The sequence below is a fragment of the Amycolatopsis sp. QT-25 genome, from assembly GCF_029369745.1.
Lineage (GTDB): Bacteria > Actinomycetota > Actinomycetes > Mycobacteriales > Pseudonocardiaceae > Amycolatopsis.
The window spans coordinates 3099403-3119574 of the sequence record NZ_CP120210.1 but is presented as its reverse complement, the minus strand read 5'-3'; the positions used below and the strand labels follow the sequence as shown (position 1 = coordinate 3119574).

General features: G+C 68.7%; 24 protein-coding genes and 1 pseudogene. 14 read left to right on the top strand and 11 right to left on the bottom strand.

Going from position 1 to position 20172, the window contains the following annotated elements:
- Positions 1-30: 30 nt before the first annotated feature.
- Complete coding sequence (locus P3102_RS14660; protein WP_276369742.1) at positions 31-993, bottom strand: TIGR03557 family F420-dependent LLM class oxidoreductase; 963 nt, start codon at positions 991-993, stop codon at positions 31-33.
- A gap of 111 nt (positions 994-1104) precedes the next feature.
- Between P3102_RS14660 and P3102_RS14655 the strand changes: the two genes are divergently transcribed.
- From P3102_RS14655 to P3102_RS14635, 5 genes are all read left to right on the top strand, one after another.
- Positions 1105-1437, top strand: coding sequence for a plasmid stabilization protein (locus tag P3102_RS14655; protein ID WP_276369740.1), 333 nt, complete (start codon positions 1105-1107; stop codon positions 1435-1437).
- 172 nt (positions 1438-1609) lie between these two features.
- Positions 1610-1954, top strand: coding sequence for an anti-sigma factor (locus P3102_RS14650; protein ID WP_276369739.1), 345 nt, complete (start codon positions 1610-1612; stop codon positions 1952-1954).
- Positions 1951-2739: a SigB/SigF/SigG family RNA polymerase sigma factor gene (locus tag P3102_RS14645; protein WP_276369737.1), complete on the top strand. Its 789-nt coding sequence runs from the start codon at positions 1951-1953 to the stop codon at positions 2737-2739. Before P3102_RS14650 ends, P3102_RS14645 begins: the two co-directional genes overlap by 4 nt.
- A gap of 117 nt (positions 2740-2856) precedes the next feature.
- Positions 2857-3678, top strand: a complete 822-nt coding sequence (locus P3102_RS14640; protein ID WP_276371174.1) for a helix-turn-helix domain-containing protein — start codon at positions 2857-2859, stop codon at positions 3676-3678.
- 64 nt (positions 3679-3742) lie between these two features.
- Complete coding sequence (locus tag P3102_RS14635; RefSeq protein WP_276369736.1) at positions 3743-4324, top strand: dihydrofolate reductase family protein; 582 nt, start codon at positions 3743-3745, stop codon at positions 4322-4324.
- A 217-nt stretch (positions 4325-4541) separates the two neighbouring features.
- Here the strand turns inward: P3102_RS14635 and P3102_RS14630 are convergent, their stop codons facing one another.
- Positions 4542-5000 (bottom strand): hypothetical protein, encoded by a 459-nt coding sequence (locus P3102_RS14630; protein ID WP_276369734.1) that lies wholly within the window; start codon positions 4998-5000, stop codon positions 4542-4544.
- Positions 5001-5096: 96 nt separating this feature from the next.
- Positions 5097-5558 carry an SRPBCC family protein gene (locus P3102_RS14625; RefSeq protein ID WP_276369732.1) on the bottom strand — a complete coding sequence of 154 codons (462 nt, stop codon included), beginning with the start codon at positions 5556-5558 and terminating at the stop codon, positions 5097-5099.
- Positions 5559-5693: 135 nt separating this feature from the next.
- Here P3102_RS14625 and P3102_RS14620 point away from each other — a divergent pair, with 135 nt between their 5' ends.
- From P3102_RS14620 to P3102_RS14595, 6 genes are read left to right on the top strand one after another with little or no spacing between them, the layout of a single operon-like run.
- On the top strand, positions 5694-6107 hold the full coding sequence (locus P3102_RS14620) for a phage holin family protein (protein WP_276369731.1): 414 nt from the start codon (positions 5694-5696) through the stop codon (positions 6105-6107).
- Positions 6104-6409 (top strand): DUF3618 domain-containing protein, encoded by a 306-nt coding sequence (locus P3102_RS14615; RefSeq protein WP_276369729.1) that lies wholly within the window; start codon positions 6104-6106, stop codon positions 6407-6409. Before P3102_RS14620 ends, P3102_RS14615 begins: the two co-directional genes overlap by 4 nt.
- A complete protein-coding gene (locus tag P3102_RS14610) occupies positions 6406-6672 on the top strand; it encodes a DUF4235 domain-containing protein (protein ID WP_276369728.1) in 267 nt (88 codons plus the stop codon). Before P3102_RS14615 ends, P3102_RS14610 begins: the two co-directional genes overlap by 4 nt.
- 4 nt (positions 6673-6676) lie before the next feature.
- Positions 6677-7972 (top strand): NAD(P)/FAD-dependent oxidoreductase, encoded by a 1296-nt coding sequence (locus tag P3102_RS14605; protein WP_276369726.1) that lies wholly within the window; start codon positions 6677-6679, stop codon positions 7970-7972.
- A 13-nt stretch (positions 7973-7985) separates the two neighbouring features.
- On the top strand, positions 7986-8486 hold the full coding sequence (locus tag P3102_RS14600; protein ID WP_276369725.1) for a hypothetical protein: 501 nt from the start codon (positions 7986-7988) through the stop codon (positions 8484-8486).
- A gap of 29 nt (positions 8487-8515) precedes the next feature.
- A complete protein-coding gene (locus P3102_RS14595) occupies positions 8516-10306 on the top strand; it encodes a thiamine pyrophosphate-requiring protein (RefSeq protein ID WP_276369723.1) in 1791 nt (596 codons plus the stop codon).
- A gap of 3 nt (positions 10307-10309) precedes the next feature.
- On the opposite strand, the gene P3102_RS14590 is transcribed toward P3102_RS14595, so the two are convergent.
- Positions 10310-11080 carry a glucose 1-dehydrogenase gene (locus P3102_RS14590; protein ID WP_276369722.1) on the bottom strand — a complete coding sequence of 257 codons (771 nt, stop codon included), beginning with the start codon at positions 11078-11080 and terminating at the stop codon, positions 10310-10312.
- Positions 11081-11112: 32 nt separating this feature from the next.
- The gene (locus P3102_RS14585) at positions 11113-11709 is read right to left on the bottom strand and encodes a TetR/AcrR family transcriptional regulator (RefSeq protein ID WP_276369720.1); all 597 of its coding nucleotides are present in this window, start codon (positions 11707-11709) and stop codon (positions 11113-11115) included.
- Positions 11710-12130: 421 nt separating this feature from the next.
- Between P3102_RS14585 and P3102_RS14580 the strand changes: the two genes are divergently transcribed.
- Entirely contained in the window at positions 12131-13321 is a 1191-nt protein-coding gene (locus P3102_RS14580; RefSeq protein WP_276369719.1) for a cytochrome P450, read from the top strand.
- A gap of 26 nt (positions 13322-13347) precedes the next feature.
- Positions 13348-14208, top strand: a pseudogene (locus tag P3102_RS14575) (TIGR03619 family F420-dependent LLM class oxidoreductase).
- Here the strand turns inward: P3102_RS14575 and P3102_RS14570 are convergent.
- Positions 14183-15592 (bottom strand): serine/threonine-protein kinase, encoded by a 1410-nt coding sequence (locus tag P3102_RS14570; RefSeq protein WP_276369718.1) that lies wholly within the window; start codon positions 15590-15592, stop codon positions 14183-14185. The pseudogene P3102_RS14575 and the gene P3102_RS14570 overlap by 26 nt on opposite strands.
- A 201-nt stretch (positions 15593-15793) precedes the next feature.
- Between P3102_RS14570 and P3102_RS14565 the strand changes: the two genes are divergently transcribed.
- Positions 15794-16087, top strand: a complete 294-nt coding sequence (locus tag P3102_RS14565; protein ID WP_276369716.1) for a hypothetical protein — start codon at positions 15794-15796, stop codon at positions 16085-16087.
- Between the two features lie 60 nt (positions 16088-16147).
- On the opposite strand, the gene P3102_RS14560 is transcribed toward P3102_RS14565, so the two are convergent.
- The 5 genes from P3102_RS14560 to P3102_RS14540 form a co-directional block, all read right to left on the bottom strand.
- The gene (locus P3102_RS14560) at positions 16148-16594 is read right to left on the bottom strand and encodes a TetR-like C-terminal domain-containing protein (protein ID WP_276369715.1); all 447 of its coding nucleotides are present in this window, start codon (positions 16592-16594) and stop codon (positions 16148-16150) included.
- A gap of 461 nt (positions 16595-17055) precedes the next feature.
- Complete coding sequence (locus P3102_RS14555; protein WP_276369713.1) at positions 17056-18093, bottom strand: LLM class flavin-dependent oxidoreductase; 1038 nt, start codon at positions 18091-18093, stop codon at positions 17056-17058.
- Complete coding sequence (locus P3102_RS14550) at positions 18093-18611, bottom strand: SRPBCC family protein (protein ID WP_276369711.1); 519 nt, start codon at positions 18609-18611, stop codon at positions 18093-18095. Before P3102_RS14550 ends, P3102_RS14555 begins: the two co-directional genes overlap by 1 nt.
- Before the next feature lie 47 nt (positions 18612-18658).
- Positions 18659-19174, bottom strand: coding sequence for a helix-turn-helix domain-containing protein (locus P3102_RS14545; protein ID WP_276369709.1), 516 nt, complete (start codon positions 19172-19174; stop codon positions 18659-18661).
- Between the two features lie 60 nt (positions 19175-19234).
- Positions 19235-20158, bottom strand: a complete 924-nt coding sequence (locus tag P3102_RS14540) for a hypothetical protein (protein WP_276371172.1) — start codon at positions 20156-20158, stop codon at positions 19235-19237.
- Between the last annotated feature and the right edge of the window lie 14 nt (positions 20159-20172).

The window sequence follows — 20172 nt, the reverse complement described above, 5'->3', positions numbered from 1 at the left end:
AAACACCGGCGCCTTACTCGTTCCAGGTGATCACCCCCGCAATGCCGGGAGCAGGGTGTCCTCGGCGAACCGCAGGAAGCCTTCCTGCTGATCGCCACCGATCTGGATCAAGGCGAGATCGGTGAACCCGGCCGCTTCGAATTCGCCCACCTGCTTCACGATCCGGTCGACGTCGGAGCCGCACGGGATGGCCGCGGCGACGTCCTCCGGGGTGACGAACTGGGTGGCCCCGGCGAATCCCGCGGGTCCCGGCAGTTCGGCGTTGACCTTCCAGCCGCCGGCGAACCAGCGGAACTGCTCGTGCGCCCGCTGGATGGCGGCGTCGCGGTCCTCCCCCCAGGACACCGGGAGCTGGGCGATCTTCCTGGTGGGCGGGCCGGGTCTGGTGGCGTCCCATTCCCGGCTCAGCGCTTCGTCCGGCTCCACCGCGATCATCGCGTCGGCGATCGGCGCGAACCGCGTCACGGACTGCGATCCGGACACCGCGACGGCGATCGGGACGCGTTGTTCCGGAAGGTCCCAGAGCTTCGCCGAGTCCACCCGGAAGTGGTCACCCGCGTAGTTGAAGTACCCGCCGTCGAACAGCCCGCCGATGATCTGGATCGCCTCGGCGAGCATCTCGTGGCGGACGTTCGCCGGTGGCCAGCCGCGTCCGACGACGTGCTCGTTGAGGTTCTCCCCCGCGCCGAGCCCGAGGGTGAACCGGCCGTCCGACAACGCCTGCACGGTCGCCGCCTTCTGCGCCACCACCGCCGGGTGATAGCGCATGGTCGGGCACGTCACGAAGGTCATGAGTTCGACCCGTTCGGTGCTCTGGGTGACCGCTCCCAGCACGCTCCACGCGTACGGCGAATGTCCCTGCTCGTCCAGCCAAGGCGAATAGTGGTCGCTCATCACCTCGAAGTCGAAGCCCGCCTTCTCGGCCCCGGCGGCATATGCCACCAGATCCTTCGGGCCCGCCTGTTCGGTCATGAGTGTGTAGCCGATGCGCATCGAAGCCTCCTTCGCGTCCGACCTCCGCGTACCCACCCGCCGCCGGGGTCAACCGGACGTTTATCCGGTGAATCGAACGGGGTACCCGACCGGGGGAAGAGAGGAGGCCAGATGCCGCAGCAGGCCTGGAGTGACAAACGAGAACGTCAGTACGAACACATCAAGGATTCGGCGAAGGACCGGGGCGCGAGCACCGACCGGGCCGAGGAGATCGCCGCGCGCACGGTCAACAAGAATCGCGCGCAGGCGGGTGAATCGCGCGAAGCGAGCCGGACATCCCTCCAGGACATGTCACCCCAGCGGCGGGGCGGCAAACGGTCCGGGAACCGCTTGGGCCCGAACGGCCCGACGAAGGATCAGCTCTACAACGAAGCGAAGCGACGCAACGTCGAGGGCAGGTCGAAGATGTCCAAAAAGGAGCTTCAGCGCGCCTTGGGCCGTTGATCACGCGTCACGCGGCGGGTCCCCGCCGCGATCACCCCAAGGCCACGGACGGATGGGTTTCGTAATGGATGCACACGGACGGGGCGGCCTGACTCCCCAAACCCGGCCCCAGTCGGACGGATTGTCCGATCGGGTCGAACTCCGCCTTCCTGCCGAAGCGGAGCAAATTCCCTTGGTCCGCACGCTCACCCATGGTGTGGTGTCCCGTGCGGAATTCGGCTTGGACGCCATTTCGGACGCGAAGATGGCAGTCGACGAAGCCTGTTCCCAACTTGTTCAGCCCGCTGCACTGGGAGCCGTTCTTCTTTGTGTGTTCCACGAGGTACCGGAAGGAATCGCCGTTTCGATCTCGACACGGACGACCACGCCCTTCCTGCCGAGCGAGACGACGTTCGGCTGGCACGTCTTGACGACCTTGGCCGGTTCGGTGGCCGCACGATGCGAGCCGATTCCCGGCGAAATGGGGGGTACGACGACGATCGACCTCGTCCTGGCCCCGGGAACGAGCGACGGGTGAGCGGCGAGCGCAAGACCCTCACGCGGCAGGCGGACGACTACGCTCACTGCGAAGCCCTCTTCGACGAGATGTCCTCGTTGCCGGAGGACTCCCGCCGTCGCCAGGATCTGCGTGCCCGCCTCGTCACCGAACTGCTGCCGCTCGCCGAGCACATCGCCACCAGGTTCTCCGGCCGGGGTGAGCCCCGTGAGGATCTGGTGCAGGTGGCGCGGATCGGCCTGATCAACGCGGTCGACCGGTTCGATCCCGGTCGCGGGCACGATTTCCTCTCCTTCGCCGTCCCGACCATCATGGGCGAAGTCCGGCGGCATTTCCGGGACACCGGCTGGTCGGTCCGGGTGCCGCGGCGGCTCAAGGAACTCCACGTCTCCCTCAGCCAGGGCACTGCCGCGTTGGCGCAGCGGCTCGGCCGCGCGCCGACTCCGACCGAACTCGCCGAATACCTCGGGCTCGAAGTCGACGAGGTGCGCGAAGGGCTGCTTGCCGGCCAGGCGTACCAGACCTTGTCGGTCGACAAGCCGGTCCATGACAACGCCACCGAGGCCCTTTCGCTCGCCGACACGATCGGCGAAGAGGACCACGAGATGACTCTGGTGGAGAACCACGAGGCGCTGCAACCGTTGCTGCGGGAGCTCCCGAAACGCGAACGCGCCATCCTCGTGATGCGCTTCTTCGGCGGCTACACGCAGACGCAGATCGCGGAACGGATCGGCATCTCGCAGATGCACGTTTCGCGGCTTCTCTCGCAGACGCTGGACCAGTTGCGGGGCAAGCTTTCGGAGTAAGGCTTCTTCCCCTGAGAACTCTCGTGTCGTGAAGGGCCCCTTTGACGTCTCAAGGGGCCCTTCACGACACTCGCGTGAGGCGTCGGCGATGCTGTAGGCGTGCAGTACGTGTCCAAAGTGCCGCGACCGCCGCTGGACGGGCTGATCGACGACCTCTACTACCTGGAGGGTGCGCCGCCGTACGCCCGGCTGACGTTGCCGCCGTCGCCGTCCGCGTTGCTCATCGTCAACCTCGGACCGCCGTTCCGCATCCGTGCCGGCACCGATGTCGGCACGGCCGAGTACGCCGACGGCTGCGTGATCACCACTCCCACGCGCGCGTGGGAGTTCGGGTACCCGCCCGGAACCCGGTCCGTCGGAGTGCACTTCAAGCCGTGGGGGCCGGCCCCGTTCCTGCCGATGCCCGCGGCCGAACTGTGTGACCGCCCGGTGACGCTGGAGCAGGTTTGGGGCAGGTCCGCCATCGCCGGGCTGCGAGACCGCCTGGCCACGGCGGACGAACCGCGGGAGATGCTGACGCTGCTCGAGGAAGAGCTGATGCGACGGCTGCGCGAAGCCGACGGACTGGGGCTGGTTCGCCACATGAGCGGCCTCATCGCGGCGACCGGCGGGACGGTGGCGATCGGTGACCTGAGCGCGGCGGCCGGTGTCAGCACCACTCATCTGGCACAGCGATTCAAGGAGTTCATCGGTGTCACGCCGAAGCGGCTGGCCCGCACCTACCGGTTCACCGCCACCGTGTTCGCCATCGACCCCACCGGACCGGTCGACTGGGGCGACCTCGCCGGTGGCGCGGGTTACTTCGACCAGGCCCACTTCGGCCACGAGTTCCGGGCGTTCACCGGGCTCACCCCGACCCGGTACCTCGAAGTCCGGCGGCGGTTCCTGCGCGAACACCCCGGACACGCGCTGGACGGCTGGCCACTGCCCGCCGATTGATTTCTTACAAGAGCGACAGCTCACGACACGCTAATTTGAGGGCTCCCCCAGCAGAGGAGCGCCCGTGGGCAAGGTGGTCATGTACGGCTCGGTGTCGGTGGACGGCTTCGTCGCGGACGAGAACGACCAGCCCGGACCACTGTTCGACTGGTTGTCCGCCGGTGACGTCCCCTTGGACGAGAGCGGCATGCTGAAGGTGTCGCAGCGGTCCTACGACCACACCCGGCCGTACTGGGACGAAATCGGGGTGACCATCGCCGGCCGGCACGTTTTCGACCTCACGGACGGCTGGGACGGCAAGCCTCCGAGCGGGATCGACCACGTGGTCGTCGTGACACATCGGCCCGCGCCCGAAAGCTGGGACCCGGAAGCGCCGTTTCACTTCGTTGACGGCGTCGAAGCGGCCGTGGCCAAGGCGCAGGAGCTCGCGGGTGACCGGGTGGTCGAGGTCGCGGCCGGCGACGTCGGTGGCCAGATCCTTGCCGCGGGCCTGGTCGACGAGGTGCGCATGGACGTCGTACCCGTGGTGTTCGGATCCGGCAAACGCTACTTCGGGCCGGTCGACGCGCGGCGCCTCCTGGAGGATCCTGCCGTGGTGATCCCAGGCGACCGGGTGCTTCACCTGAGCTATCGGGTACGCCGTTGACACGCGAAGGCCCCTTTCACCGCGCTTAACGCCATGAAAGGGGTCTTCCCGTACTCAACGGTCGAGCGGGTTCGAGTGGATCGTGTCCCCTGGACATCGGCTCGTGCCGCCCGTGCGCCTCACCCGCGACCGGTTCCGGATCGTCACGGCGCTCGCCCGTCCCACCGTCGGTCTTCGCTCTCGTGCACGGCGGAATCTCCTGCCGGCACTCGCCTTCCTACGTCGTGTACGGAGCCCGCTGTTCGATGGACGGGCTCGCGGCCGGGTACCGACCGTCCTGACCGGGCACCGGCGTCACCGTCGTGCCCTGCTGCTCGGGCTCGACACGCCTGGGCCGGTTGATCACCGCTTCGGCCTCCTGCTCACCACGGATGCGCGAAAGCACGCTCAGGGTGATCGCGTGCGCGACGGCCAGGACCAGCAGCAGAACGCCCAGCCTGCCCACCACACCCGGAAGGTCGCTGCCCCCGATGTCGACGGTCGACAGCAGCGCCAGGACACCCAGCGTCGCGAGATGGAACAACACCGTCACGAGCCACGTCATCGACGCGCCCGCGGCCGGGTCGCCCTGGGAACCCTGCAGGTAGCGCTTACCGCTCTGGTAGATGATCAGACCGTCGAGCATGACCAGCGCCACCCCGATGACGAGGAAGGCCACATATGCGTTGGTAGTCATGCCGGAACGCTCCCTTCGTAGTGGACCTCACTCCCGGAGATACCCGGAACCTCCCCCAGGAAAACGCCGTCTTCCAGGGAAGATTCCGGGTCATGGTCAGCTGCCGGGACGGTCCACGTCGCCGCGCCACGCGCCGGACCCGCGGCCACGGCTCTCGATGAACTCCTTGAACCGCTTCATGTCGCCCTTGATCCGGCGATCGAGCACACCGAGTTTATCGGCGACGTTCTCGGCGAAACCCTCCGGGTCGATGTCCATCTGCGCCGTGATCCGGGTCTTGTTGTCGTCGAGGCGATGGAACGTGATCACGCCCGCGTGGTCGGGACCGGACTCGGACGTCCACGCGACGCGCTCATCGGGATGTTGTCCGGTGATCGTCGCGTCGAATTCCCGGCTCACTCCACCGAACTTGGTCACCCAGTGCGTGCGGGTCGCGTCGATCTGGCGGATCTCTTCGACACCTTCCATGAACTGGGGGAAGCTCTCGAACTGGGTCCACTGGTCGTACGCGGTCTTCACCGGGACTTCGACGTCCACCATTTCGGTGATCGTGCTCATACATCTTCCTGTCGGTTCGGTCTTTTCGAGCCGGCACTTCTCGGCTACCCGACGCTCAGCCGGGTGAAACACGCCGTGATTGACCGGCCGATAGGCCGGGTACCCGGCGGACAGAACGCTCCGAGGAGGTGCCCCATGATCGAAGAAGCCCACCGGAAGCCGTCCGCGGAAAAGTCGGTCGGCGAACTGGTCTCCGACCTCAGCGACGAGGTCAAACACCTGGTCCGCGACGAAATGCGGCTCGCCGTGGCCGAGTTGCAGGACAAGGGGAAGAAGCTGGGCGTCGGCGCCGGATTGTTCGGTGCCGCGGGCGTTTTCGCGCTCTTCGGCCTCGCCACCCTGATCACCGCGGTGGTCCTCGCGCTCGCCCTGGTCATGCCCGCCTGGCTGGCGGCCGTGGTGACCGGCGCGGCGCTGCTCCTGATCGGCGGCCTTGCCGCCCTCGTCGGCAAGAAGGAGGTCTCTAGCGGGACCCCGCCGGTGCCGGAAGAGGCCATCGCGGGTGTCCGCAAGGACGTCGAGACCGTCAAGCAAGGAGTGCGCTCATGAACGATTTCCCCAAGAACGCGGAAGAAGCCCGCGCGGATCGCGACGTGACCCGCGAGGAGCTCACCGAGACGCTCGACGCGCTCGGCCGGAAGCTGGACGTCAAGTCGAGGGTGAACGACAACCTCGACGCCAAGGTCGACGAGGCGAGCGCCAAGATCTCCGAGAAGGTTTCCGAGCCCGCGGCGGAGAAGTTCCGCCAGGGCACCGAAGTCGTCCGCGCCAATCCCCTGCCGTTCTTCGCCGGTGTTCTCGCCCTGCTCGTGGTGATCCGGCTGATCATGCGAAAGAGGTCTTCCTCGTGAACAAGGTTCTCTACAAGCCGCTGAACATGGTCGTCAGTGCCGCGGGCGGGATACTCGCCGGGATGGCGTTCAAGCAGATCTGGAAACGAGTGAGCGGCGAAGAGGACGCGCCGGACGCCACGGACCGCGACTTCACCTGGACACAGGTGATCGTCGCCGCCGCCGCACAGGGCGCGATCTTCGGCGCGGTCAAGGCCGCCACGGCACGGGCGGGTGCGGTCGGCTACCGCAAGGCGACCGGCGACTGGCCCACCGAGGACTGATCCCATGCGCGTGGTGATCGTCGGAGGCGGGTTCGCCGGCTACAACGCGGCCAAGACCCTCCTCAAGTCGGTCGGCGACGACACGGAGATCGTCGTGCTGAACCCGACCGACTATTTTCTCTACCTCCCCCTGCTGCCCGAAGTCGCCGCCGGGATCCTCGAGCCACGGCGGATTTCGGTGTCCATCCCCGGCACGTTGCGTGGGGTGCGGCTGGTGCTCGGCACCGCCAGATCCGTCGACTTCGACGCCCGCAGCGTGAGCTACGTCGATCCCGAGGACCGCGAACGTTCCCTCGGTTACGACCGCCTCGTGCTCGCCGCGGGCAGCGTCAACAAGCTGCTGCCGATCCCCGGCGTGCCCGAGTACGCCCACGGCTTCCGCGGCCTGCCCGAGGCCCTCTATCTGCGGGACCACGTCACCCGCCAGATAGAACTGGCCGCCTCCGCGGAGGATCAGGCGGAACGCGACGCGCGTTGCACGTTCGTCGTGGTCGGTGCCGGCTACACCGGTACGGAGGTCGCCGCGCAGGGGCCGGCGTTCACCACCGCGCTCGCCGCCCGGCATCCCGAGCTGAAGGATCAGAAGATCCGCTGGCTGCTGCTGGACCTGGCCGAACGCGTCCTGCCGGAACTCGACCGGCGGCTCGGCGACACCGCCGACGAGGTGTTGCGGAAGCGCGACGTCGAGGTGCTGATGAAGACGTCGATCGACAACGCCGACGCGAAAGGGGTCACGCTGACCTCCGGCGAATCCGTGCCCACGCACACCCTCGTGTGGTGCGTCGGTGTCCGGCCGGACCCGTTGATCGAAGCCCTGGGGATGAAGACGGCCAAGGGCAGGCTCGTCGTGACAGCGCAGCTGAACGTCCCCGGACGGCGTGACGTCTACGCGTGCGGGGACGCGGCCGCCGTCCCCGATCTGACCAGGCCGGGCGAATACACACCGATGACGGCCCAGCACGCCGAGCGGCAGGGCAAACTCGCCGGGCGGAACGTGGCCGCGTCGCTCGGGCACGGTTCGCACGGCACCTACCGGCACCACGATCTCGGCTTCGTCGTGGATCTCGGCGCCCGCCAGGCCGCGGCGAATCCCTTGCACATCCCGCTTTCCGGCTTCGCCGCCAAGGCGGTCACCCGCGGCTACCATCTGCTGGCCATGCCGGGCAACCGGCTGCGTACCGCCACCGACTGGGCACTCGAAACGGTGACGAAGCGGCAGACGGTCCAATTAGGACTCGTCCGCTCGAGATCGGTGCCGCTGGACACCGATTCCCCCGAACTCCCCCGCACGAACTGCTAGAGGAGAGACACCCATGACCGCCGAACCCGATCCCGTCCGCGCCGAAGGCCCCGCGGTGGTCACCGACGGTGACAGCGGGGCGAAGCTGCTGGTACTCGACCCCGCGGGCGAGGGCAAACACGGCGAACTCCCGGCGACCTGGCGGCCGCTCACCGCCCAGCGTCAGGTGATCTGGTGCAGGCTGCCGGTCGACGGTGCCCTCAGCCAGGCCGAAGACGTGCTCGGCGACGCGGAACCCGGCGGCCCGCCGATCGACGTGGTGGCCGCCGGCGAGTCGGCCGGAGACGCGTTGAGGCTCGCCGAACGACACCCGGGCGTCGCGTCCCACGTCCTGTTGGTCGACCCGGTGCCGGACGAGTCCTCCGAACTGGCCGGGCGGGTGCGATCCGGCGGGACCGCGGTGGACGTCCTCCCCCACAGTACCGGCGAGCCGTACAACCGGATCCCGCCACCGCTGCCCCTCGGGCACCCGGACGTGGTCGCGGGGATCACCAAGATCCTCGAGGACGTTTAGCCGCCGAAAGGTGGCGGTATCCGGCGGCCATGAGCGAAACCGTTGCGGACCATGTGCTGGCCAGGCTGCGCGAATGGAACGTGGAGCAGGTCTTCGCCTATCCCGGGGACGGGATCAACGGGCTGGTGAGCGCGTTCGGCGCGGCGGAGAACGAACCCCGCTTCGTGCAGACGCGGCACGAAGAGATGGCGGCGTTCGCGGCCGTCGGATACGCGAAACTCAGCGGACGACCCGGTGTCTGCATGGCGACGTCCGGTCCGGGGGCGATCCACCTGCTCAACGGTCTTTACGACGCCAAACTCGACCACGTGCCGGTGGTGGCGATCGTCGGGCAGACGGCGCGCAGCGCGATGGGCGGCAGTTACCAGCAGGAGGTGGATCTCCAGGCACTGTTCAAGGACGTCGCGAGTGAGTACCTCGTCGAGGTGAACGTCCCCGAACAGTTGCCGAACGCGCTCGACCGCGCCTTTCGCACGGCCATCGCGCAGCGCGCGCCCACGGCGCTGATCATCCCGGCGGATGTGCAGGAGGAGACCTACCATCCGCCGCGGCACGAGTTCAAACACGTGCCGTCCTCCCCGCCCGACCACCCGAGGGCCAGTGTCGTCCCGCCTTCGGAGGAGGTCACTCGCGCCGCGGAGGTGCTGAACGCGGGTGAGAAGGTCGCGATCCTGGTCGGACAGGGCGGGCGCGGTGCCGTCACCGAATTGCGCGAGGTCGCCGAACTCACCGGCGCCGGTGTGGCGAAAGCGTTGCTGGGCAAGGATGTCCTGTCCGACGACCTGCCGTACGTCACCGGCTCGATCGGTCTGCTCGGCACGCGGCCGACGTACGAGATGATGCGGGACTGCGACACGTTGCTGATCGTCGGCTCGAACATGCCGTACGCCCAGTTCCTGCCGGAATTCGGCCAGGCACGCGCCGTCCAGATCGACATCGATGCCCGGTTCCTCGGTCTGCGCTATCCGGCCGAGGTCAACCTGCTCGGCGACGCGAAAAGCACGTTGCGCCGGTTGATTCCCTTACTGGAACGCAAACCCGACCGTAGCTGGCGGGAAAAGATCGAGAAGAACGTCGACGGCTGGCACGAGACGGTGACCCGGCAGGCGATGCTGGACGCGAAACCGGTGAACCCGATGCGGATCGTGCACGAACTGTCCGAGCGGATCCCCGAAGACGCCATCGTCACCGCCGACTCCGGCTCGGCCACCAACTGGTATGCCAGGAATCTCCGCCTGCGCGGCCGGATGCGGGGCACGCTCTCCGGGACGCTGGCGACGATGGGATCCGGGGTTCCCTACGCGATCGGTGCGAAGTTCGCCCATCCCGACCGGCCGGTGATCGCCTTGGTCGGCGACGACGCGATGCAGATGAACGGGATGGCGGAACTGCTGACGATCGCCCGGTACCGCGAATCGTGGTCCGATCAGCGATGTGTCATCTGCGTGTTCCACAACGGTGATCTGAACCAGGTCACCTGGGAACTGCGTGCCATGGGCGGCTCGCCGAGGTTCGAACCCTCGCAGAGCCTGCCGGAAGTGTCCTATTCGGACTTCGCCCTGCAAGTCGGCCTTGGCGGGATCGCCGTCGACGATCCCGCCATGCTCGGCGAAGCGTGGGACGTCGCGCTGTCGGCCGACGTGCCGACCGTGCTCGACGTCCGCTGCGATCCCGAAGTACCGCCGATCCCGCCCCACGCCACCCTCGAGCAGATGAAGTCGATGACCGAAGCGGTCCTCAAGGGCGAACCCGACGCCTGGCACTTGGTGACCCAGGGAATCAAGACGAAGATGCAGGAACTGCTGCCTTCGCGCCGCTGAACCTCAGGCGCTCGCGCCGCCGTCCAGGACGATGTCGTGTCCCACGACGTACGCGGACTCGTCGGAGGCCAGCCACAGGACCGCCGCGGCGATCTCTTCGACCGCGCCGATCCGGCCGAGCGGGATGACCGCGCCGAGCCGTTCGGCGCGGCCGGTCTCGGTCTCGCCGGGCCGGAACGACATGCCGGTGTCGGTGGCGCCGGGGCTGACCGCGTTGATCCGGATGCCCTCGGCGATGTGGTCGCGGGCGGCGGTGCGGGTCAGCACGTCCACGGCGGCCTTCGAAGCGGCATAGGCGGCCATTCCCGGCAGGCGGTGGTGCGAGCCGATGTTGGACGACATGTTGACGATGGCGCCCCCGCCGTTCGCCCGCATCTGGGCGATCTCGTGCTTCATGGACAGCCAGGTGCCCGTGAGGTTCGTCCGCACGACGGCGTCGAAGCCGTCCTCGTCGAGATCCGCCGTCGGCGCGGGACTGCCGAGGACACCGGCGTTGTTGAACGCTATGTCGAGTTTGCCGTGCCGCCGCACGGTTTCGGCGACGAGACGCTCGACGTCGGCGCTGACGCTCACATCCGCGATCACCCTGTCGGCGGCGCCGCCCTCTCCCTTGATCTCCTTCACGGTCTGTCGCAGTTTCTCGCCGTCCCGGCCCGAAACGACGACTTGAGCGCCTTCACGCGCGAACGCGGCCGCCGTGGCGCGGCCGATCCCGGAACCTCCCCCGGTGACCAGGACGACCTTGCCGTTGAAACGTTCCCCCGCAGTAGACACATTAACCACTTTCTGGTCCGATCGTTCTATTATCAGTGTCGGCGAGCGGTTTCGAGAACCGCGATGGCCTGCTTCGCCGTGGCACGTGCCCGCGCCGCGGGATCCGGCCCCTTGCCCAGCACCCGCATGCCCTGCAGGACGGTGAGCAGGAAGCCGGCCAAAGCTTCGGGATCGGCGGCGGCGTCGAGCTCGCCTTGAGCCTTGGCCCGGCTCAACGCCATCCGCAAGGCGAGTTCGAGCGCGTACCAGCTGCGTTCCACCACTCTCGCGACCTCGGGATCCCTCGGCATCATCTCCATGGCGGCGTTGACCACGAAACAGCCTTTGCGTCCCGCTTCGCCGAGGATTTCGGCAAGGTAGCGCTCAATGAGCCGTCGCACCCCCGCGAGCGCGGGCCCCGGCCCCGCGAAGTCCTCGACGAACCGTTCGTTACCCCTCGCGATGTAGCGGTTCAGGGCGGTCAGGTACAGCTCGTGCTTGGTGCCGAACGTCGCATAGAGACTCGCCTTGCCGATGCCGAGTTCGGCGACGAGGTCACTGACCGAGGTGGCCTCGTACCCCTGTCGCCAGAACAACTCCAGTGCGGCATCGCAGGCCGCGTCGACGTCGAATTCCTTCACCCGGGACACGAGGCAAGCTTAGTCACATCTGGACCGATCGGTCAAGAAAGCCTCCACTAGAAACCCTTTTCCAGCAAGCGATCAGGACTTTCCGTGACCAGAAGGACGACAGACGCGATCAGTCGGACGACACGCGTGATCGAACAGACGACACACTCCGCCGCCGGAATTGCGCCGTGTCGTCCAACTGATCAAGTGTGTCGTCCGTCCAGTCACGCGTGTCGTCCGCTGAGTCACGCGCGCCCTCCGTCCGGCCACGGATCGATACGCCTCCGAAGCGGCCCGCGCCCTGATCGACTGGCGTTCACCAGGACAAGCACGGCCCGGTCGGGCCATCACCCCCACGACCTTCGGCATGATTGCTCTCATCCTCGAATTCGGATACCGTCAGCATCCAGATGCCGTTAACATTCGAACTGGGAGACTTTCCATGCCCGACGTTCCCGAAATCGCCTTGACCGACCCCGAGGTCCTGCGAGACCCGTTCACCACCTACGGACCGGTCCGTGAGCGCTCCCCGGTCGCCAAACTGGTCGCACCGGGCTTCGCGATGTGGGCGGTCCTGCGCCACGAAGAGGCGCGGAAGATGCTGAGCGACCCCCGTTTCGCTCTGAGCCCGAACAGCTACCAGCGCATGGACATCCCCGATCACTGCCGCCCCTACATGCGGACGATGCAGGAGGCCGAAGGGCCGGAACACCTCCGGCTTCGACGGCTGGTCGCCCCCGCGTTCACCCCGCGCAAGGCCACCGCGCTCCGGCCGGGAATCGAGCGGCTCGCGAACGACCTCCTCGACGACCTCGACGGTGAAACCGAGATCGACCTGGTCACGGCCTTCGCGCGCCCGCTGCCGGTCGACGTGATCTGCGCGCTGGTCGGCATCCCCGCCGAAGACCGTCCCCGCTGGCGCGAGTACGGCGCCTTGATCTCGGCCGGCGACGGCGCCGGACTCGCGAAGGCGGTCCCCGGGATCGTCAAGGGGGCGCTCGCCGCCATCGAAGACCGGAAGCTCCACCCCGCCGAGGACGTCATCTCCCAACTGCTCCACATCCAGGCCGAAGACGGCGACAGGCTCAGCGAAACCGAGCTGGTCGCCCTGGTCTGGCAGCTCGTCCTGGGGGGCCAGGTGCCCGGCAACGTCATCGCCAACGCCGTCGAGATCCTGCTCTCCCGCCCCGATCGGCTGGCCGAGCTCCGTGAAGACCCGGCACTCATGCCCGGTGCCGTCGAGGAAGTGATGCGCTGGCAGAGCCCGCAGTTGCTGACGATCCCCCGGTTCACCACCACGGAGGTCCGGATCGGCGACATCCTGATCCCAGAGGGAGAACCGGTTACCGTCGCGGTCGCCGCGGCGAACCGGGACCCGCGGGCGTTCCCCGATCCGGACGTCTTCGACATCCGCCGTACGGCCGGACCGGCCTGGCATCTGGCGTTCGCCCACGGGCCGCATTTCTGTCTCGGCGCTTCACTGGCCCGAGTGCAAACCGAAGTCGCGCTCACCGCCCTGTTGCGCCGGTTCCCCGACCTCGCGCTTGCCGACGGCGTGCTGCGGATCCCGGACCCGGGCACCTGGCGGCTGAACGCCCTGCCGGTCAAGCTGCACGCGACGGCGGTGAACTGAAACGAGTTCTAATAGCGTGAGCGGCTGTGCGCCACGGGACAGTGCTGTTCACCAGCGACCGGGGCATCACCCCGGCGGCCGCCGCACGGGCAGCGGAAGCCGCCGGGCTTCGACGCCTTCCACGTACCCGAACACACGCACATCCCGGTCGAACGGGAGGCGCCCCCACCCGCGCACCGGCGATTCGTCGCTCCCCGACGACCGCTACCCGCCCACAGTGCACCCGTGGGTCGCGCCGGCCACGGCGGCCTCGGTGACCACCCGGATCCGGCTCGCGACGGCGGTGGCCCTTCCGGTCGAGAGCGATCCGATCACGCCGGCCAAGACGATCGCCAGTCTCGATCACCTCTCGGGCGGACGGGTCACCCTCGGCGTCGGCTTCGGCTGGAACGTCGACGAACTGGCCGATCACCGGCGTCCCAGCCGGCGAACGGCGGACGGCCCTGCGCGACCACCCGGAAGCGATGCGCGCGCTCTGGACGCAGGACGAAGCTTCGTACGCGGGCGAGTTCGTCTCGTTCGGCGCGAGCTGGGCGTGGCCGAAACCGGCTCAAGCACGCATCCCGGTGATGGTCGGCGCGGGCGGGACGGACAAGACGTTCCGCTGGATCGCGAAGTCGGCCGACGGCTGGCTCACCACTCCCGGCGACACGGACATCGAGGACAAAGCGCGGCGGCTGCGCGAGATCTGGCACGAAGCGGGTCGCGCCGGCGAACCGGAGATCTCGGCGCTCGGCGTCCGGCCCGATCCGGGGAACCTGGCCGAGCCGGAAGCGGCCGGGGTCACCGAGACCGTCTTCGGCCTCCCGGACCGCTCCCCCGACGAGGTCGAAGCCTGGCTTCATCGCCTCGCCGGGAAACTCAGCCTGCCTGCTGCGAGTCGATGAGGTACCGGCCGTCCTGCTGGACCAGGACGAAGGTCTCCCGCCCGGTCGTGGTGCCGCCGGAAGCCCTGACGTAGGTGAGCGTCGCCGTCACCTTGTTCCCGGATTCGGTCACGTTCGACACGGTCACCGACCGGTAGTCCTTCCAGTAGTTCGAATACCGCTCGAAGCTCTGGTTCCTGCTGCGCTTGAAGTTGTCGCTCAGCGTCGCGAACCCCGCCTGGAGATTTCCCGGGATGAGGGCGTAGTAGGCCGCGAGCGCCTGCCCCGGCGTCTGCGCGGGAGGCGGCGCGGCCGAGGACGACGAGGACGGAGGAGGGGTCGGCGTCGACGAAGGCACGGAGGATGGCGAAGGCGGTGGCGCGACCGGTTCCGAAGTGGGCGGCATGACCGGCTGCGACTGAGAAGCCGACGGCGGAACCTGGGCCGAAGGAGTGTCTTCCTCGCGGTTGAGCACCACGACCACGGCCGCGGCGGCCACCGCGGCGAGCACGAGGAACACGGCGATCACGCCGATCAGCATCCCCTTGCGTGCTTTCGGTGGCGGCTCTTCGGCGGCGAGTGTCGTCGGCTCCCCCGCCGCCAGCGCCCGCAGTTCCCGCTCGGTCTCGGTCATCGTCGGCCTGCTGTCCGGCCGGACGTCGAGGAGCCGGTTCAGCAGCGGCGTCAGGATCCCCGACCTGACCGGCGGAGTGATCTCGCCGCTCGACGCGCGGTACAGCAACGCGATCGGGTTCTCCGCCGTGCCGTAGGGCGTCCCGCCTTCGAGCGCGGTGTACAGCGTCGCGCCGAGCGAGAACACGTCGGAAGCGGACGTGGCGTCTTCGCCGCGGGCCACCTCGGGCGCGAGGAACGCCGGCGTGCCGGAGATCTCGCCGGTCGCGGTGAGCTGGACGTCGCCCATCGCCCGCGAAATCCCGAAGTCGGTGATCTTGACGGTGTCGTCCTCACCGAGCAGGACGTTGCCGGGCTTGATGTCGCGGTGGACGATGCCCGCCCGGTGCGCGGCGGCCAGCGCCGAGCACAACTGGATCCCGAGGCGGATGACGTCTTCGACCTCCATCGGCCCGTCGCGCAGTTTGTCCGCGAGACTCCTCGAGGGCAGGTACTCCATGATGATCCACGGGCGATCCTGCTCGTCGATCACGCCGAAGACGGTGATGGCGTGCGGATGCACCAGCCGCGCGGCGATCCTGGCCTCGCGCAGCGCCCGGTTCTTGGCTTCGTCGGCCTTCTGCTCACCGGCGCCGTGCGGCAGGAGGAGTTCCTTGATCGCGACCATGCGTTCCAGGTCGTCGTCGCGTGCCCGCCATACCGTGCCCATGGAGCCACCGCCGACGGGCTCGATGAGATCGAACCGGTCGGCGAGGCGGCGGATCTCCTCCATTGTCGACGTCCCCCTGGAGCTGTGGTGTTCGCGCGAACCTTGCCAGCATGCCAGGAACGCACCGGGACGCAGGACCCGGCAGGGTGGTTTTCCGGGGCGGTGTCGGTCACGCCGCCTGCTGGGCCGTTCGGCGCGACCCCGCCCCATCGGCTGCCCGGAAGTGCGTATCCCGTCCCGCCGCGGGGCCACTTCACTTCTCCGGTGTGGCCTGTTTTCGGGGAAGGGCGGCGATGCGGGAGACCATCGGCGGTCGCGGCGTGCTCGAAGACGCGTTCGCATCCCGCCGACGAGGTACCCGTGCGGCCGGGCAGCCCGCTGCCGCCCGGGACGCCGCCGGACGGCTCCTCGCCGCGCACCACGCCGCGCTCACCGAACCGGACTCCGGACGGCCGGGTCGGCGCGGCCCTCGCCGCCGTCCTTACCGCCCGCCGCGACCCGGTTCCCGCGGTCCCCGGACCGGCGGGCGCCGCACGCTCGTTCAGCGCCGGTCAGTGAGGCGTCGCTCGTTTCATGCTCTTTCGGGAAGACAAAGCAGCGTCACAACTCACGAAGGTCTCAGCGGTTCAAAAGCGCCAGACTGCGCTCGGCTTCCGCGACGGCGGTGCCCCGCTCGACGTGCCCGTCGATCACGAGCGTGGCCAGCCCGTGGAGCAGGCACCACAGCGTGACCGCGATCCCGCCCGGGTGGCGCCGTTCCCCCACCCGTTCGGCCAGCACCGCACGGGTCGTCCGGTGCGCCTCGGCCAATGCCGGATATGCGGCGCGGTCGCCGATTCCGGCGCCGGCCATCAGGCGGTACAACGCCGGATTCTCCAGCGCGAAGCCGAGGTAGGAATGCCCGAGCACGGTCACCGTCCCGGCGCCACCGCCCCGCAGGCGGCCCCGCGATTCGGCGTGCCCCTCCAGTACGACCGCCGCCAGCAGCGCGTCCTTGTCGCGGAAATGCCGGTACGGTGCCGCGGTGGACGCGCCCGCTTTCGCGACCGCGCCGCGCAGGCTCACCCCCTCGGGACCTCGCTCGACGAGGAGTTCCCGTGCGGCGAGGACGAGCGCGCGACGGAGATCCCCGTGGTGATATAGGCACGTTTGATGGTCATGGCGGACCCCCCAGCCCTTGATGCCACGCGAACGGCGCCACCTTAACCGGTCGGGGGGCCGGCCGTGCGCACCACAGAGCCGCGGCACGCTTTCGGCGAGAGTGTCGTCACCGTCCTCGAACGGTGTTCGGCGCCCTCACCGCGGTCCGGCTCGACCCCCGGGCCGATCGGCGAGGTCGTTCGCCGCGACGTAGCCGAAGGTCACCACCGATTGCGCTACCGAGCGACTTCATGTCACGCGGGGATCGAGCGAGGTCATGTTCTCCACCGGAGGAAAAATGAAACAAGTTCTACTCGCTTGGCGCAGCCGGGAGCGGCTGCGCTCGGCCGGTCACCTCGACCGGCGCGGACATTCGGGCGAATTCCTCAAGCCAATGCGCGGACCAGGTCCAGCGCGCGGCCGAGGGTGGTGAGCCGGTCGGCGACCGTGTCCCCCGCCGGGTACAGCCGGACCGTATCGACCCCGGCGTCACGCCAGACGCGCAACCGGCGCGTCACCATCGGTTCGGTACCGATGAGCGTCGTGCCGAGCACCATCTCGTCGGTCACCAGCGCGGCCGCGCCTTCCCGGTCTCCCGACTGCCACCGCTCCCGCACCGCCGAGGCGACCTCGGCCCAGCCCTGCCTGCTGTAGGCGTTGTGGTAGAAGTTCGTCTTCGCCGAGCCCATCCCACCGAGACTGAACGCGAGTTCGGCCTTGCGGCCGGCGACCATTCCGCGCAACTCGTCCTCGTCCGCGGCGAAGGCGACCTCGGCACCTTGGCAGACCTCGAGGTCCGGCCGCGTCCGGCCCGACTTCGCGAGTCCGGCGTCGAGATGGGAGAAGTAGGCCTCCGCCCCTTCCGGGACGAAACTGGTGCCCAGCCAGCCGTCCGCGATCTCGCCGGTCAGTTCCAGCAATTTCGGCGAGAGCGTGGCCAGGTGGACCGGAATGTGTGGATTCGGCGCCGACGACAGCCGCATCGGCCTGCTCTCCCCCGGCAGCGGGATCTCGAACTCCTTGCCGGAAAACGAGATCTTCTCCCCCGCGAACGCCTGGCGGATGATCGCGACCGTTTCCCGCATCCGCGTCAGCGGCCGGGCGAACGAAATGCCGTGGAGCCCCTCGATCACCTGCGGTCCCGAAGCGCCGAGCCCGAGGGCGAACCGGCCATCGGACAGGTCCGAGAGCGTCAGCGCGGCCTGCGCGATCGCCACCGGGGTCCGCGTGCCGAGCTGGATGATCCCCGAGCCGAGCCGGATCCGCTCGGTCCGCGCGGCGAGGTAACCGAGTACGGACGGCGCGTCCGAACCCCACGCCTCGGCGACCCAGCAGTCGTCGAGACCGAGCTTTTCCGCCTCCAGCACGAACTCCAGCGTTTCCCGCCAGCCGCGCGAGGCCTCGACCGTGGTCGCCGTGCGCATCAGGCGCCGCCGGCCTCTGCCCGCTCCTTGATCGCGGCGAGGGTCCCGGTCATCGCGGTCTCGAATTCGCGCAGCCGCACGAAGACAATTTTCTGCTCTTTGTCCGGCATCTGGTCGATGGCCAGCGAGAGACCCGACCGCCCCGGTCCCATCTGCATCCACTGCCGGAGCCGGGTGCCCCCGTTCTCGGGTTCCAGCGTGAAGCGCCACACGGCGGTCGGCGTCTCGGGGTCCTGCACCGCCCAGGCGAAGACACGCGGCGCTTCGCATTCGACGACGTACGAGGTCGTCTCCCATTCGCCGAACGAGGCGTGCTCGCTGCGGCCGACGAACCGCCTGCCGATCGCGGCTTCACCGGCCGCGCCGTCGCACCATTCGACCGAGCGGACCTCCTGGCTCATCTCCGGCATCAGCCGCACGTTCGAGACGATCGACCAGACCCGCTCCGGCTCGGCGTCGACCCAGACCCCTGCCCCGACCGTCGGCTTGTCGGCGTACTTGGCGCCGGTCCACTCCATCGTGGTCGCCTCCCCTGCTCGCGACCTCGATAGTTGCGTAAATGGACTTACGTTGTCAAACCTTCCTGCGTGGCGAAGCGGCGCACCGCGTCAGGCCGGTTCGCGAGCCTCGGCGGGTAGCCGGGCCCGAGCCGCGCCCGCGTGTTCTCGGCGGTGAGCGGCGCGGCGCAGTGCGCGCAGACGACCTCGGCGTGCGTATCGCGCCCACAGGTCTCGTGGTGGAGGACGACGGGCGGCCCGGCCCCCTCGGCGAGCCAGCGGTCGCCCCAGCGCGACATGGCGGCGAGCACACCGTAGAAATCCGCGCCCTTCTCGGTGAGCACGTAGTCGTAACGGACCGGGTCGGCCTGGTACGCGCGCTTCTCCAGCAGCCCCTCCCCGACCAGGCGGCGCAGGCGGTCGGCGAGGGTGTTCCGCGCGATACCGAGTTCCTGCTGGAACTCGTCGAACCGGCGGATCCCGTAAAACGCCTCCCGCAGGACCAGCGGCGTCCACCAGTCGCCGAGCAGGTCCATGGTGCGCGCGATCGAACACGGCCACTGCGCGAACGAAGTCCGTTTCATGTCCGCGAGCCTACGCCCGGCGAAATTGATCCGGTCATTCCTCCACCCATTCTGCGGTGCTCAGGCGCCGGCCCGAAATGTGGCGATCCGGTCAAGAAGATCTCGCGCATTGATATCGCCCACCCGTCTGCGCACACTTTCCGACAGCGGCCGCAAACGGTCCCGCGTACGAGCGGAACGGATTCGGCCCGCGATCTCCATCGCGGCGAGGCCGACCGCCGCCGCCCGGTCGAGGTCGCCTTCCAGCGCGTGATCGACCGCGAGCCAGATCATCGTCAGCGACCGGCTGCGCACCATGTCCGGGCCGTAGCCGTCGATGGCCTCGGTGAGCGCGGGAATGGCCTCCCGGCTGTGCCGGACGTCGACGAGCCTGGCGAGTTCGGTGCGCACGGTGCCGATCATCGCGGCGAGGTCGTTGGCCGTGAAGAAGGCGGACCACGACGGGCTCACGTCACCGACGGAATCCGCGAACTGTTCCGGGGCAAGGGAAAGCTTGTCCAGCGCCGCGCGCACATCACCGAGCAGCGCGTAGGCCCAAGCCTCATTCGCCGACAGGATCGCCTGCGACAGCGTCCTTCCCGCCCGGCGCGCCGCCACCTGCCCCTGCCCGAACTGCTCGAGCGCCTCCACCGGAGTGCGGTGATGCAGGTACATCCGGCCGATCCGGTATCGGACGTTGGCGACGAGGTCGTCGTTGCCCGCCTCCGCCGCGAGTTCGAGCGCGCGCCGGAAGTGCCGTTCCGCCCGGACAGGGCGGCCGGAGTCGAATTCCGTCCACCCCCGCAGATTGTGCAGATCCGCCACCACTCCGGCCAGGCGCCGGGCCAGCGCTTCGGACATCATTCCCCGGCGCAGCGCCGCGCCGTAGGGCTCGAGCACCCGCAGCAGGTCCCGGCAGGACCCGCCGCCTTCCCGATAGTCGCGCGCCCGGAGCGCGGCGATGACGCCCTCCAGCCGGTCGATGTCGGATTGCCCGACGCGCAGCGGCAGCCGGTCGG

Bases quoted from the DNA above. Each gene is read 5' to 3' on its own strand.
- P3102_RS14655 (WP_276369740.1), top strand. From the start codon at position 1,105: ATGCCGCAGCAGGCCTGGAGTGACAAACGAGAACGTCAGTACGAACAC.
- P3102_RS14620 (WP_276369731.1), top strand. From the start codon at position 5,694: ATGATCGAAGAAGCCCACCGGAAGCCGTCCGCGGAAAAGTCGGTCGGC.
- P3102_RS14625 (WP_276369732.1), bottom strand. From the start codon at position 5,558: ATGAGCACGATCACCGAAATGGTGGACGTCGAAGTCCCGGTGAAGACC.
- P3102_RS14600 (WP_276369725.1), top strand. From the start codon at position 7,986: ATGACCGCCGAACCCGATCCCGTCCGCGCCGAAGGCCCCGCGGTGGTC.
- P3102_RS14660 (WP_276369742.1), bottom strand. From the start codon at position 993: ATGCGCATCGGCTACACACTCATGACCGAACAGGCGGGCCCGAAGGAT.
- P3102_RS14605 (WP_276369726.1), top strand. From the start codon at position 6,677: ATGCGCGTGGTGATCGTCGGAGGCGGGTTCGCCGGCTACAACGCGGCC.
- P3102_RS14555 (WP_276369713.1), bottom strand. From the start codon at position 18,093: ATGCGCACGGCGACCACGGTCGAGGCCTCGCGCGGCTGGCGGGAAACG.
- P3102_RS14550 (WP_276369711.1), bottom strand. From the start codon at position 18,611: ATGGAGTGGACCGGCGCCAAGTACGCCGACAAGCCGACGGTCGGGGCA.
- P3102_RS14630 (WP_276369734.1), bottom strand. From the start codon at position 5,000: ATGACTACCAACGCATATGTGGCCTTCCTCGTCATCGGGGTGGCGCTG.
- P3102_RS14545 (WP_276369709.1), bottom strand. From the start codon at position 19,174: ATGAAACGGACTTCGTTCGCGCAGTGGCCGTGTTCGATCGCGCGCACC.
- P3102_RS14615 (WP_276369729.1), top strand. From the start codon at position 6,104: ATGAACGATTTCCCCAAGAACGCGGAAGAAGCCCGCGCGGATCGCGAC.
- P3102_RS14580 (WP_276369719.1), top strand. From the start codon at position 12,131: ATGCCCGACGTTCCCGAAATCGCCTTGACCGACCCCGAGGTCCTGCGA.
- P3102_RS14570 (WP_276369718.1), bottom strand. From the start codon at position 15,592: ATGGAGGAGATCCGCCGCCTCGCCGACCGGTTCGATCTCATCGAGCCC.
- P3102_RS14595 (WP_276369723.1), top strand. From the start codon at position 8,516: ATGAGCGAAACCGTTGCGGACCATGTGCTGGCCAGGCTGCGCGAATGG.